This is a genomic window from Corynebacterium sp. c24Ua_83 (assembly GCF_039907245.1).
Classification (GTDB): domain Bacteria; phylum Actinomycetota; class Actinomycetes; order Mycobacteriales; family Mycobacteriaceae; genus Corynebacterium.
This window is the reverse complement of sequence record NZ_JASBOI010000003.1, coordinates 94,456-108,224: the sequence shown is the minus strand read 5'-3', so window position 1 is coordinate 108,224 and position 13,769 is coordinate 94,456. Positions and strand designations below refer to the sequence as shown.

The 13,769-nt window shown below is 63.5% G+C and carries 11 protein-coding genes; 7 read left to right on the top strand and 4 right to left on the bottom strand.

The features are described 5' to 3' along the window. Positions 1-3: 3 nt before the first annotated feature. Positions 4-993, bottom strand: coding sequence for an asparaginase (locus QKE30_RS03600; protein ID WP_239201432.1), 990 nt, complete (start codon positions 991-993; stop codon positions 4-6). A gap of 455 nt (positions 994-1,448) precedes the next feature. On the opposite strand from QKE30_RS03600, the gene QKE30_RS03595 reads away from it, so the two are divergent. Both QKE30_RS03595 and QKE30_RS03590 read left to right on the top strand, forming a co-directional pair. Further along, positions 1,449-2,585, top strand: coding sequence for an MFS transporter (locus QKE30_RS03595; protein ID WP_347934132.1), 1,137 nt, complete (start codon positions 1,449-1,451; stop codon positions 2,583-2,585). A 267-nt stretch (positions 2,586-2,852) separates the two neighbouring features. Continuing rightward, a complete protein-coding gene (locus QKE30_RS03590; RefSeq protein WP_239201434.1) occupies positions 2,853-3,401 on the top strand; it encodes a hypothetical protein in 549 nt (182 codons plus the stop codon). Positions 3,402-3,426: 25 nt separating this feature from the next. Here QKE30_RS03590 and QKE30_RS03585 read toward each other — a convergent pair whose 3' ends face one another. Next, positions 3,427-4,392 (bottom strand): DUF6263 family protein, encoded by a 966-nt coding sequence (locus tag QKE30_RS03585; RefSeq protein ID WP_239201438.1) that lies wholly within the window; start codon positions 4,390-4,392, stop codon positions 3,427-3,429. A 40-nt stretch (positions 4,393-4,432) separates the two neighbouring features. Between QKE30_RS03585 and lspA the strand changes: the two genes are divergently transcribed. Genes lspA through rarD form a run of 4 tightly spaced genes read left to right on the top strand, consistent with a single transcriptional unit; the run spans position 4,433 to position 7,475 of the window. Continuing rightward, a complete protein-coding gene (lspA, locus tag QKE30_RS03580) occupies positions 4,433-4,990 on the top strand; it encodes a signal peptidase II (protein WP_239201441.1) in 558 nt (185 codons plus the stop codon). Then, positions 4,987-5,958 (top strand): RluA family pseudouridine synthase, encoded by a 972-nt coding sequence (locus QKE30_RS03575; RefSeq protein ID WP_347934131.1) that lies wholly within the window; start codon positions 4,987-4,989, stop codon positions 5,956-5,958. Before lspA ends, QKE30_RS03575 begins: the two co-directional genes overlap by 4 nt. Continuing rightward, positions 5,955-6,599 carry a hypothetical protein gene (locus QKE30_RS03570; protein WP_239201447.1) on the top strand — a complete coding sequence of 215 codons (645 nt, stop codon included), beginning with the start codon at positions 5,955-5,957 and terminating at the stop codon, positions 6,597-6,599. Before QKE30_RS03575 ends, QKE30_RS03570 begins: the two co-directional genes overlap by 4 nt. Continuing rightward, positions 6,600-7,475 (top strand): EamA family transporter RarD, encoded by an 876-nt coding sequence (gene rarD / locus QKE30_RS03565; protein ID WP_239201450.1) that lies wholly within the window; start codon positions 6,600-6,602, stop codon positions 7,473-7,475. Here the strand turns inward: rarD and QKE30_RS03560 are convergent. Both QKE30_RS03560 and QKE30_RS03555 read right to left on the bottom strand, forming a co-directional pair. Then, entirely contained in the window at positions 7,472-8,821 is a 1,350-nt protein-coding gene (locus QKE30_RS03560) for a D-arabinono-1,4-lactone oxidase (protein ID WP_239201459.1), read from the bottom strand. The two genes, rarD and QKE30_RS03560, sit on opposite strands and share 4 nt — an antisense overlap. Continuing rightward, positions 8,821-9,999 (bottom strand): amino acid deaminase/aldolase, encoded by a 1,179-nt coding sequence (locus QKE30_RS03555; protein ID WP_239201462.1) that lies wholly within the window; start codon positions 9,997-9,999, stop codon positions 8,821-8,823. The genes QKE30_RS03560 and QKE30_RS03555 overlap by 1 nt, the downstream gene beginning before the upstream one ends. A gap of 74 nt (positions 10,000-10,073) precedes the next feature. On the opposite strand from QKE30_RS03555, the gene dnaE reads away from it, so the two are divergent. Then, complete coding sequence (gene dnaE / locus QKE30_RS03550; RefSeq protein WP_347934188.1) at positions 10,074-13,646, top strand: DNA polymerase III subunit alpha; 3,573 nt, start codon at positions 10,074-10,076, stop codon at positions 13,644-13,646. Positions 13,647-13,769: the final 123 nt, after the last annotated feature.

Genomic DNA, 13,769 nt, shown 5'->3' with positions numbered 1-13,769 from the left:
GGACTAGCGAGCGCGGGCGAGTTTGTAGAGCAATTCGATGCGCGCCTGGCTGGGACGCAGCGCCCCGCCGCTACGGAAGCCGGCGCGGGCCAGCTGGGCGCCGCCGCCCGTACCTCCGTAGACGAAGGAAATCCCGCCGGTTGGTACCCGGCTGCAGACCACCACCGGCAGCTCGGCGGTACGCTCCGCGCGCCAGGCCTCCAGCTCCTCGGCGACAGCTGTGGGAATGTTGCCGGAGCCCATGGCGGCCAGCACCAGGCCGTCCACGGCACCTACCTTGGCGCCAACCTTTGTGCCCTGCTCCCGCTTGTCCTGCTCTCGCAGCGCCCGAATAAGTTGCCCATCATCGCCCGCAAAGGTGCTGACGATGGGCACGTATAGCCCCGCTACCTGTAGCGGAGGTAGGGCAGTGCCATCCGTGATGGGGGACGCGCCATCGTGTTTCCCAGAGTCAATCAGTGCATTGCGGAAGGCCGTTTCGGCAGTGGTGTGAGCCTTGTAAGCCCCGCGGGCGGGCAGGATGGCATCCCCGAAAACGATGTGAACCCCCGCAGAAAGCTCCCCCGATGCAAGTGCGGCGAACGCGCGGGAAAGGTTGGCCGGGCCGTCCGGTGCGGCGTCATCACCCGGGCGCTGGGCGCCCGTAAACACAACAGGGCAGGGAAGATCCAAAGCGCATGCGGCGGCGAGTGCGGATTCCTCCATCGTGTCGGTTCCGTGCAGCACCACGACGCCGGCCGGGGCGGGGGAACAGAAGCGTGCGATGTGGGCGACGAGCTCGTCGATCTGGGGCAGGGTGATGGAGCTGGAGTCGATGCTCATGATGTCGTGCGGCAGGGCTTGGAAGCCCTGGGGAATACGAGCCTGGTTGACAATGTCTGCACAGGTCAGAGTGGGTACAAGGTCGCCTTCGGGGGAGTGGGTGCAACTGATGGTACCGCCGGTGCCGAGGACGGGGATCTGCAGGTAGTTCTGCGAGGGGCTGGAAGTCATGTGACCAATTTACGTGACGCCTAGGCGCGTTAATCGAAGGCGTTGATCGAGTCTCGGCGAATGGGATGAAGTTGTGCAGTAATTCTTGCATGATTATCATGCAAGTATTGTTGCACGATTGAAGGAGGTTGTATGTCCCCTCGCAAGTATCACCACCCAGAAACTGATGAAATCACCTTGGCCAGGGTGTTGGCCGCCCTGAGCGATCCCACGCGTCTCGAGATGATTCGACGTCTGGCTGACGGGCTCGAGCACGACAGTCTCGAGCTCGCGGACGACTTGCCTCGATCGACGCTTACGTACCACACCCGTATGTTGCGGGAGTCGGGCGTGACTTGGACCCGGAGCGAGGGGCGTGCATGTCTGATCCGGTTGCGGAGTGAAGACCTCGATCGCTTGTTCCCTGGAGTGCTTTCCGCTGTGGTGGCCAATACTGTCTCTACAGAGGTACAGGAATGATGGGACGGCTCTGGCCCTTCGTGGTGGGGAGTGTCGCGCTCGGGCTGGACGCATATGTTGTTGCTGGTCTCCTTCCCACTATCGCCTCATCGCTAGACGCACGCGAAGCTACTGTCGGCCTGGGCGTAGCAGCCTTCACCGGCTCATATGCGATAGCAGGGCCCTTGTTGGCTGGACGCGCAGGAAGGCGGTCACGGTGGAGCCTCATCGTGTCCTTGCTTATCTTCACTGTGGCAAACCTAGCCACGGCGTTTTCGCCGACTGTAGGGTTCTTCTTAGTCTCCCGAGTGGTGGCTGGCGCAGCAGCGGGTGTGTACTCGCCCTTGTCATCCGCGGTCGCGGCAGAGATTGCAGGGGAAGCACATCGTGGGCGTGCATTGGCACTGGTTCTTGCGGGTTTGGCAATCGGCACCGTATTTGGCGTCCCGACAGGTCTGGCGTTAGCACACCAATGGGGATGGCGAGCCGCCATGCTGCTGATCGCAGCTATCGGAGGCGCCGCGCTAGCGGGAATTGTCCTGCGCGGAGGCGAGCTGCCAGAGATCCCTGCTTCTGGTGCCCGGGAACGATTGCTCTCGATCGCGCGACCTAAAAATCTAGTTACGGTGACCGTAACTCTGCTGACTGGTGTTGCTTCTCTTGGGCTTTACACCTACATGACCGTGATTTTGTCCGCAGGAAGCTTGGCGTCTCACCAGACGCTTGCGATTTGGGTCTGGGGCATTGGGGGCGCGGTGGGAGCACTAGGTGTAGGCAGACTGTTAGACCGGCGTGCCCCGTTGCAACTGAGCATGGTCATACTCGGGGGTCTCACTCTTGCGCTGCTCGGCATGACACAAGACCAAACCGCGTGGATCATGGTTGCTAGCTTGTTCGTATGGGGAATGTGCGGGTGGGCCTCGCTCGCACCTCAGCAACACATCCTGCTTCAAGCGAACCCGGCCGACGGGGCTACAGCCGTGGCTGCGAATGCTTCCGCCAATTACTTGGGCTCCGCACTAGGGGCAATCTTCGGGGCTTTACTGGTTTCGGTAAATGCGACGCCAACTCTTCTCTGTATTTCCGCGGCCGGGATAGCAGTGCTGGCGTTGCTCAGTCAGTTTGCCCGGCAGCGTATGAGCTCCACGGAATAGTCGTGTATGCCAACGCATAGGTGAGGCTGCTTCTGTAATGTCCATCCCTGGTCGGCGGCTCGTGCCTTTTGGTGCAAATCACACGAATAACATCTGCAACAGTATGGCTTGTATAGTCGGAAACTGGTTCCCCAAATTTTTTTTTGGAACGTGTACTCCATGTGCACAGCTGTCTCCGGCAGTGTGCCACCGAGCACTATTTTCCTACTCGGTTATTTGCACACGATCATTAGCATTACACCGTCCAATCTTCGAAGGAGCATTCTCGTGCGTTCTACCCAGCGCCACTCTCGTAGCACCAAGATCCTTACTCGCGCAACGGCGGTATCCGCCGTGTTGGCTGCCGGGCTGACCCTTTCCGCCTGCGGCAACGACGACGATTCCTCCGACAGCACCTCCTCTTCCTCTGCCACCACCTCCGCTGAATCCTCTGAAGCGGCTGAGAACGAAACCCCGACTGCGGAGGAGCTGTCGGGCGTGCTGAACCGCGCCGTAGACCCGGAAGTTCCGACCGAGGAGAAGGTGGACACGGTCGTGAACGGCGACCAGGCCCCGGAGCTTTTTGACGCCCTGACGAAGTCCCGCACCGAGTCCGGCGCGACCCTCGAAGTCGTCGACCCCGTACTGCCCAGCCTGACCCCCGGCAACGTCAACGCAACCGTGAACCTGACCGTGCCCGACCAGGAACCGCACGTGGTCAGCGACGTGGAATTCGTCAGCGAGGACGGCAAGTGGAAGCTGGACCAGGGCTGGGCCTGCACCCTGGTGGAAAACGTCTTGCCGGATCAGGTACCGCCGATGTGCAAGGACCTCTAGGCCGCCTGCCTTTTCAGGGGGGGAGTTAGTTTTCAGGGCTCCACTTCGACTTCGAGGTGGAGGTTTGCACCACGCGGACCGGGGAATCATCCTGCCCGTAGGTGACCTTCGTCTCCACGTTGATGTGGCCCCGGGTGGGCAGAACCTTGTTTAGATCCAGCGCGATCTGCCCGCTGGACTCGGTTTCGACGTCCAGCACCTTCAGATCGGTCTGTGCCAACGTGGCCACTGCAGGACTACGGGAAACCTCCACCTTGAGCGAGACGGTCTGCCCCTCGCGTTCCAGCAGGGAATAAGTGACCTTCTGGGTCATCGAAATGTCGCCGTCCACGCGGTTGGAAACCGTCCACTTCGCGCCCACTCCCACGGGCTCGGTGGGGAAGATCAAAGGGAAGTCGTTCATCTGGTTCAGCGCGGATTCCACGCTGGCGCGGGCGGTCGCGCTGGCTTCATCGGGGGCGGTGTAGCTGCGGGAGGTCGCGCGCCCGTCGATTTCCTGTTCAGTGGTCATCTTGAAGCCCTTGGCCGTGGCGATGTCCTCGTTCCGCTCGTCGTTGGTGCCGGTTGGCTCGCCCACGGTCACATTGGTCTGGCGCCCCTTACCGTCAGTCGTGACCTCGGCGGACAAGGGCAGGTTCATGGTGACCTCGTCGTAGTCCAGCTCGTCAACATCCGGCTGCTCGTCTTCCTTCGCCGTCTCTGAGGCGTCGGTGGCCGACGCGGTGGCGTCATCATCCTTAGCGGCACCAACAGTGTGCTGAGCGAACCCTTGGGTGGCGTGGTACGTGACCTCCTGGCTGCCCTCCTGCGAGAACCAGGCGATCGGCTCCTGGGGAGAAGCCCCGCGGCTTACAAGCTCCACCTTGACGCCCGGCACGGCCACATCTGCCGGCTTAGCTTGCGGCTGCTCAGAGTCAGAGCATGCGACGGTCGTGAAGGCCATACCAATGGCGCTGCAAACAGCCAGCGCGGACTTACTAGAAATACCCACAAGTTCACAGCGTAACAGGCGGACATTAGACTGAATAAGCGTGACTTCAAAACGTGCATCTCTCGCCGCCTTGACCCTGATGTTCGGGATCATCGTCGTCGACCAGATCACTAAATGGGCGGTCGTCGAAAATCTAGAGGAGCAACGGGCCTACCCCGTCATCGGCGAGTTCTTCCGGCTTTATCTGGTGCGCAACCCCGGCGCGGCTTTTTCCATGGGGACGAACGTCACCATCATCTTCTCCGTATTCCAGCTAATCGCGTTCCTGGCCTGCATTGTTCTGGCTCTGCGCACGCGCTACATGGCCGGGGCGCTACCGATCGGCCTGATCGGCGGCGGTGCGGCGGGCAACCTGCTGGATCGCATGTTTCGCGAGCCCGGGGGCATGCACGGGCACGTTGTGGACTTTCTTTCTTTCGGTAGCTTCGCGATCTTTAATGTTGCGGACGCCGCCATCACCGTCGGTGTTGTCTGCTACCTGATCTACGCGTTCTTCATCGAGCCAGCGAATCACGTGCGTGAAGAACGGGAGGAGCGGGAAGAACAGGGGGACGCCGGTGAGGAACAGGAGGATGCCAGCGAGGAGGTGAGCCGATGACTCGCGAGAACCGAGTGATGCCCGTGCCGGACGGTCTGGCCGGCATGCGCGTGGATTCCGGCTTATCCAAGCTGCTGGGGCTCAGCCGTACCGCAGTGGCGGAGCTGGCTGCCGACGGCGACATCCTGCAAGACCAGGCGCCGGTGGGGAAGTCCGACCGCTTGGTGGCAGGCGCGTGGCTGGACGTGACGCTGCCCGCCCCGCCGCGGGATCTGGCTGCAGAACCCGCCCGGCACGTGGAGGGAATGGACATCCTCTACTCCGACGAGGATGTGATCGTGGTGGATAAGCCCGTCGGTGTGGCCGCGCACCCCACCGTCGGCTGGGAGGGCCCCACCGTGACCTCCGGCCTGGCTGCCGCGGGCTTCCGCATCTCCACTTCCGGCCCGCCGGAGCGCAAGGGCATCGTGCAGCGCCTGGACGTCGGCACCTCCGGGGTGATGATTGTCGCCGCCAGCGAGCGCGCCTACACCGTGCTGAAGAATGCCTTCCGCGACCGGGAGGTTTCCAAGACCTACCATGCGTTGGTTCAAGGCCACCCGGACCCGACCTCCGGAACGATTGACGCGCCGATCGGCCGCCACCCGTCCGCGGGCTGGCGCTTTAGCGTGCGCGAAGACGGCAAACATGCCATCACCCATTACGACACGCTGGAGGCGCACCGCCAAGCCAGTCTGCTGGAGGTGAAGCTGGAAACAGGCCGCACCCACCAGATCCGCGTGCACTTCTCTGCGCTGCATCACCCGCTGTGCGGCGACCCGATGTACGGCAGCGATCCGAAGCTCGCGGAGAAGCTGGGGCTCATCCGCCAGTGGCTGCACGCCGTGGAGCTGGGCTTTCCGCACCCTGATGGCTCCTGGAAGACCGTCCGCTCGCCGTACCCGGAGGATCTGCAGCTGGCCCTCGACAGGCTGCGGGATGCCAACGGTATAGCCACGCCGGGTTCCGGTGAAGGGACACACCCGTGAGCCAAGAACGGCAGTATCGGGGACGCAGCCCCCAGCAGTTGAAGGCGAACAAGAAGCGGCAGCGCCAGCTGGACTGGGAGGATACGCGCCGGCCCGCCTGGGTAGCCTGGCTTTCCGGACTGTGCCTCATTGCGATGGGACTGGGCGTCATAGCCATGAGCACCTCGGACCTGACCTCGAAACCGCCGAACATCAACGGCGACCAGCTCGGCCCCTTCGACGGCACCCCGGCGCAGTACCGGGAGCATGCACGCGAGCAGCTAGACCAGATGACCGGGGACGAACCTCGCTGGGCACTAGTTTCCCCCGACCCGGAACACCCGTGGGACTCTAAGGCGGTGATCGACCTGGTGCAGGGCCTGGATGCGCGCGTGAGTACCCTATACTTCGGAGCGACCGCGCAGGCTGTGCTGCCCGAGCCGGCGGTGGGCCGCACCCGCGCCGATGTCATCAATCAGGCAGTAGGACGGATGGCCCGCAGTGCGCAGACCGAGCCGGAGAAGCTCCGGATCGACGGGGTGCTGGTTCACGCCACGCCCGAGCAGCTCCGCGAACTCGCGCAGCGGGCATACGCCGTGGAGCCCGCGGACCCCGAGGCGGTCTATGGGCGTATTGGAATTCGACCGATGGGAGCTAGATAAGTGATCTGGGGCCTGCTGTCCTACCTGATGTGGGGGCTTTTCCCCGCATTCTTCCCCCTCCTGCAGCCGGCGACGCCAATGGAGATCCTGGCGCACCGCTTCGTGTGGACGCTGGTGTTCATGCTGTTGCTGCTCGCTGCAGTGCGCGGGTACAAGCAGCTGCGGGCGATCACGGCGCGCCAGTGGTGGATCGTCTCTGCCGCCGCGGTGCTGATCAGCGTGAACTGGGGGCTGTACATCTACGCGGTGAACAACAACCACGTCGCGGACGCTGCCCTCGGATACTTTGTAAACCCACTGGTCAGCGTGCTGCTGGGAGTGATCGTACTGGGGGAGAAGCTGCGCCGCCTGCAGCTGGTTTCCGTCGGCATTGCCACCATCGCCGTGGTCGTTCTGACAGTCGCACTCGGCTCGCCGCCGATCATCTCTTTGGGTCTGGCCTTTAGTTTCGGGTTCTACGGGCTAGTGAAAAAGCAGGTTCGTTTGACGCCCATTCAGTCCCTCACCGCCGAAACTCTTGTACTGGCGCCGGTAGGGCTGATTTACCTGGGGTTCCTGCAATCCCAGGGCACCAATACTTTTGTGCAGCTGGGTGCCGGCCACGCAGCACTGCTGATGCTGGCGGGCGTGGTGACCGCATTGCCGCTGCTGTGCTTCGCACGCGCCGCGCAGGAAATGTCGCTGACCAGTCTGGGAATGGTGCAGTACATCACGCCAGTGATTCAGATGCTGTGGGCGGTGTTCGTGAACAACGAGCACATCGAGCCCGCCCGCTGGGTTGGCTTCGTGCTGATCTGGATCGCGGTGATCGTCTTCATCGTCGACCTTGTGCGCAACCGCCCGCCGCGGGTGCGGCGGGTGAAAAAGCTGAGTTAGGCCAGCCCGAAAACGCGATCGATCATCGCGTTGCGCATCATGCCCTGCGGATCCACCTTCGCGCGGATCCCACATGCCCGCGCCAGATCCTCGTGCCGCTCCAGCAGATCCTCGTGGGTGAGGGTGTGCAGCTTGCCCCAGTGCGGGCGGCCACCGGAAGCGGCCTTGAAGATCGGCTCGATGTGACGGAACAGCGCCTGGTGGCTGTCCTTGTTGTAGCGGTGGATGGCGATGTAGCAGGACTCGCGGCCCTTAGCCGTGGATAGCGGCACGTCGTCCGCCGCCGTGGCACGGACCTCGATGGGGAAGAGCACCTGCTCGCCGCAAGTGTTCATGGTGTGCTGGACGTCCCGCAGGATCTCGCGGGCATCGGCCAGCGGCACCGAGTATTCCATCTCGTTGAAACGCACTCGACGGGCGCTGACGAACACGTCGTGAGCGACGTTGGAGTACTCCCGCTGCGCCAGCGTCTTCGCGCTCAGCTTGGCGAAAGGCCGGCATAAGGAGGGGAAGTGGTGCGCCAGATCGTTCATCACCCGGTATGCACCGTTGTTCAGCAGCTCGTCGTCCAGCACCTCCTTCCACCGCGGGATCGGGTTGGTGGGAGTGTTGCCCGCCAGGCGGGTGTTCGTCTTCACGTGGGCCACGTCGGTGCCGGGGAACCAGTAGAACTCCAGGTGATCCTTGCCGCGTACCCGCTCGGCGAAGTTCTCCACCACCTCGTCGTTCGGCTCTGCGCGCTCGACCGCGTGGAGGACGAAGGTATCCACCACGTCCATCTCCACCTCGGTGATGATGCCGTAGGCGCCCAGGGAAACGCGCGCGATGTCGTATAGCTCGCCGGCGATGCCGTCTGCGCCCGGATAGCACTCGTGCGCTTGGCCGTCCGGGGTGATGATGCGGAAGGCGCGCAGCATTCCGGCGAAGCCGGTGAAGCCCAGCCCTGTTCCGTGGGTGCTGGTGCCGATCGCGCCTGCCAGCGACTGCGGATCCACGTCGCCCTGGTTGGCCAGCGCCACGCCCAGGGGAGCCAGGATGCCCGGCACGTCCCGCAGCCGGGTGCCCGCGCGCAGGCGGGCGGTCATCTTATCCGGGTCGAAGCGGATGAGTCCGGCCAGGTTGTCCAGGCTCACTTGGATGCCCTCCGTGGCGGCCACGGAGGTGAAGGAGTGGCCAGCACCGATGGGCTTGACCCTCTCGCCGGAGGCAGCTGCCCGCTGAATGATCTGGATCAGCTCGGCCTCATCACGCGGTGCGACCTGTTTGCGCGGCTGGGCGGCGGAGACACCGGACCAGTTGACCCAGCGAGAGTTATAAGCGGGCTTGCGGGTTGTGGTGGTGCTCATCAGACAAAACTCTTTCCTTCGCCGCGGTAGGTGGGCCACTCCGCGATGATTTCGCCGGCCGAGACGACCAGCACGGTATCGATGTATTCAGTTGCTTCGCCGGCCTTCGCATGGCGCATCCAAACGTGGTCGCCGAGGCGGAGGTTGCGGGCGGCGGGGCCGGTCAGGGGAGTCTGTACCTCACCCGGGCCTTCCAGGGGTGCCATCTTCAGGTCGCGGGGCCAGTCGACGACCGGCAGTCGGTCTTTGCCAGCCGGGCCGGAGGCGACGCGGCCGCCGCCGGCCACCGTCACCGTGTCCTCCGCAGGGCGGCGCACGACTGGCACCACGAACCACTCCGCCGGAGTGGGCTGGAACTGCCGATAGTGGTCGAACAGGGCCGGGCCGATGATGCCGGAGCCCGCGCCGATCTCGGTGACCGCGGCCTCCGCGCTGGTGGTTTCGATGGAGCCGGTGCCGCCGCCGTTGACGAACTCCAAAGGGGGCAGGCCCGCTACCCGCAGTTCTTCTGCGACGGCGGCGACGATCTTCGCGCGGCGGCCGGCCAGCTCGCGGACGGACAGCGCCTTCATCGCCGCGATCGCCGGGGAAGTGTCGGTGGTGCCCGCCACCTGGCCCTCATAAGCCATCAAACCGACCAGGCGGAAGCCTTCGCGCTGGCGAACCTGCCGGGCGATCTCACGCACCTCGTCAGCCGTGTGCAGGGGAGAGCGTAGAGCTCCGATGTGAACGGGACCGGCGCGCAATGCGGCGTCAATATCAATACAGACCCGTACCTCACCGCGCTCACGGGGTGGTACCACAGCATCAATAAAGTCCAGGTGAGCAATCGAATCCACCATGAGGGTCACGCATTCCATTGCGCGCGCATCGTGGATCAGGCGGTGCAGCCCCTCGCGGTGGGTGGAGGGGTAGGCGACGAGGATGTCATCGCTGACCTGCTCCTGGCACAGCCACAGGGCTTCATTGAGGTTATAGGCCAGAATGCCGCGATAGCCGGGGAGGGTGAGGACCTCCGAGATCAGCGAACGGATGCGGAGCGATTTACTGGCCACCCGAATCGGGGTACCGCGGGAACGGTGCGCCATGTCCAAGGCGTTGGCTCTGGCGGCATCCAGATCCAACACCGCGAAGGGTGCGTCCAGGTGCGCCACTGCGAGGCGAATATCTTTTTTCATGAAAAATAACTGTATAGCGATAAGGAATCGCATGTGCCGAAAAATGCGATTTTTGCGACGCGCTATGATGGCCAATCATGAGCGGTTCCTCCTTTGTCCACCTGCATAACCACACCGAGTACTCCATGCTCGACGGCATGGCCAAGGTCGATCTCTTGGCCAAAGAGGTGGTGCGGCAGGGGATGCCCGCCGTCGGAATGACTGATCACGGAAACATGTATGGCGCGGACGCCTTCTACCGTGCGATGACCGACGCTGGCGTGAAGCCCATCATCGGCATCGAGGCCTACATCGCCCCGGAATCCCGCTTTAACCAGCAGCGTGTGCGCTGGGGCAAGCCGGAGCAGAAGTCCGACGATGTGTCGGCCTCCGGTGCCTACCTGCACCAGACGATGATCGCGGAGAACGCGACCGGCCTGCGCAACCTGTTCTACCTGTCCTCCATGGCCAGCTACGAAGGTCAGCTGGGCAAATGGCCCCGCATGGATGCCGAGCTGATCGCCCAGCATTCCGAGGGCATCATCGCCACCACCGGCTGCCCGTCCGGCGACGTGCAGACCCGCCTGCGCCTGGGGCAGTTCGACAAGGCCCTGGAGGCCGCTGGAATGTGGCAGGACATCTACGGCAAGGACAACTTCTTCCTGGAGCTGATGGACCACGGCCTGGAGATCGAAAAGCGGGTGCGCGACGACCTACTGGAGATCGGCCGCAGGCTCGAGCTGCCGCCGCTGGTGACCAATGACTGCCACTACGTGCTGGAGCAGCAGGCCCCGGCACACGAGGTGATGCTGTGCGTGCAGACCGGTTCCACGCTGGACGAGCCGACTCTGGACCAGGGCGGTAAGCGCTTCGCGTTCTCCGGCACCGGCTACTACGTGCGCAGCGCGGAGGACATCCGCGCGCAGTGGGACAAGGAAGTGCCGAAGGGCTGCGACAACACCCTGTGGGTGGCCGAGCGCGTGCAGGACTACTCCGAGATCTGGGAGGAGCACCCGCACGACCGCATGCCCATCGCCGACGTGCCGGAAGGTCACACGCCGACAACCTGGCTGACCCACGAGGTGATGAAGGGCCTGGAGGAGCGCTTCCCGGGCAAGGAAGTGCCCGCCGAGTACATCGACCGCGCGAAGTACGAGATCAGCGTGATCGACATGAAGGGCTACCCGTCCTACTTCCTGATCGTCGCCGAGCTGATTAAGTACGCCCGTTCCGTGGGCATCCGTGTCGGCCCCGGCCGTGGTTCGGCTGCCGGCGCGCTGGTCGCCTATGCCCTGACGATCACGAACATCGACCCGATGGAACACGGCCTGCTGTTCGAGCGCTTCCTGAACCCCGAGCGCCCATCCGCCCCCGATATCGATATCGACTTCGACGATCGCCGCCGTGGCGAAATGATCCGCTACGCCGCCGACCGGTGGGGAGAGGACAAGATCGCCCAGGTGATCACCTTCGGCACGGTGAAGACGAAGCAGGCCATCAAGGACTCCGCGCGCGCCCACTACGGCCAGGCGGGCTTCCAGATGGCCGACCGGATCACCAAGGCCCTACCGCCGGCGATCATGGCCAAGGACATTCCACTCCACGGCATCACCGACCCCGAGCACGAGCGTTACCCCGAGGCCGCCGAGGTTCGCCAGCTGATCGAAACCGATCCGGACGTGGCGAAGATCTACAAGGACGCACTCGGCTTGGAAGGCGTGATCCGCCAAGCCGGTGTGCACGCCTGTGCCGTGATTATGTCCAGCGTGCCGCTGTTGGACTGCATCCCCATGTGGAAGCGCAAGCAGGACGGCGCGCTGATCACCGGCTGGCCGTACCCCGCCTGTGAGGCCATCGGGTTGCTGAAGATGGACTTCCTGGGGCTGCGAAACCTTACGGTTATTGGTGACGCCCTAGAAAACATCAAGACCAACCGCGGCTTCGATCTGGACCTGGAAAACCTCGACACGGTGGATGACCCCACCTACGAGCTGCTGGCGCGCGGCGAGACGCTGGGCGTGTTCCAGCTGGATTCCGCGGGCATGCAGAAGCTGCTGAAGCGTATGAAGCCCACGGGCTTCAATGACATCGTGGCCGCGCTGGCGCTGTACCGACCGGGTCCGATGGGTGTGGACGCGCACTGGGAGTACGCCGACCGTAAGAACGGCCGCAAGCCGATCGTGCCGATCCACCCGGAGCTGGAAGAAGCGCTGCACGAGATCCTCGAGGAGACCTACGGCCTGATCGTGTACCAGGAGCAGATCATGAAGATCTCCCAGAAGGTCGCGAACTACACCGCCGGCCAGGCCGATGGCTTCCGTAAGGCAATGGGTAAGAAGAAGCCGGAGGTGCTGGAAAAGGAGTTCGTCACCTTCGAATCCGGTATGAAGGCCAACGGCTACTCCGCCGATACCATCAAGACGCTGTGGGATACGATCCTGCCGTTCGCCGGCTACGCATTTAACAAGTCCCACGCCGCGGGTTACGGCCTGGTTTCCTTCTGGACCGCATACCTGAAGGCCAACTACGCGCCGGAGTACATGGCCGCGTTGCTGACCTCCGTGGCGGATAAGAAGGACAAGTCCGCGATCTACCTGGCAGACTGCCGCCACCTGGGCATTCGGGTGCTGTCGCCGGATGTCAACGATTCACGCTACACCTTCCAGTCCGTCGGCGAGGACATCCGCTTCGGCCTGGGCGCGGTGCGCAACGTGGGCGAGGATGTGGTGAATTCCATCATCGCCTCCCGCGAGGAAAAGGGTGCGTTCACCGACTTCTCCGACTACCTGGACAAGATCGACCTGGTAGCGGCGAATAAGCGCGTCACCGAGTCTCTGATTAAGGCCGGAGCATTCGACTCGCTGGGCCATCCGCGCAAGGGCATGGTGCTGGTCCACGAGGACGCGGTGGATGCCGTCACCGCCACCAAGAAGGCCGCCGCGAAGGGCCAGTTCGACCTCTTTGCAGGCCTGGGCGGCGACGATGGTGCGGGCGATGTCTTCCGCGTTGAGGTGCCCGACCAGGAGTGGGAGCGAAAGCACCAGCTGGCCCTCGAGCGCGACATGCTGGGCCTGTACGTTTCCGGTCACCCGTTGGACGGCTTCGAGGACGCGCTGGATGCGCAGGTCGACACGCCCCTGACTACCGTGCTGTCCGGCGAACTGCCGAACAACAAGGACCTGAAGATCGGCGGCATCATCTCGGCCGTCGAGCGCCGCATCGACCGCAACGGCAACCCCTGGGCAATCGCCACGCTGGAGGACCAGCACGGCGCGCAGGTGGAGCTACTGGTGTTCCCGAAGACTTACCAGATTGTGGCCCCGCAGATCGTCGAGGACGCCATCGTTCTGGCTAAGGCGAAGATCAACTACCGCGAAGACGATATGCGCCTGTTCTGCCAAGACATCAAGTCGGCAGAGCTCACCGTCGGCGCGGGCTCCGGCGTGCCGCTGCGCCTGAACATCCGCGTAGACCAGGCAACTCCCGACAACATGGCCAATCTGCGCCGCGTGCTCAGCCAGAACAAGGGCGATTCGGATGTCTACCTCACCCTCATCGACGGCGACGAGGAGGTGCAGTTCCTCCTGGCCCCGGAGATGCGCGTGAACAAGTCTCCGTCCTTGATGGGGGCGCTGAAGGCTTCCACGTGGGAGGACATTTTCTCTTAGAGCTGCTGCCGAGCTATTGCCGAGCTATAGCCCCGCATCATCTTTGCCGAGCGCAACCCCGGCCAACCTGACACGATAGAAGGGACACAACGCTCGCGCAGCCGCGCACTTCCCAAGGAGACG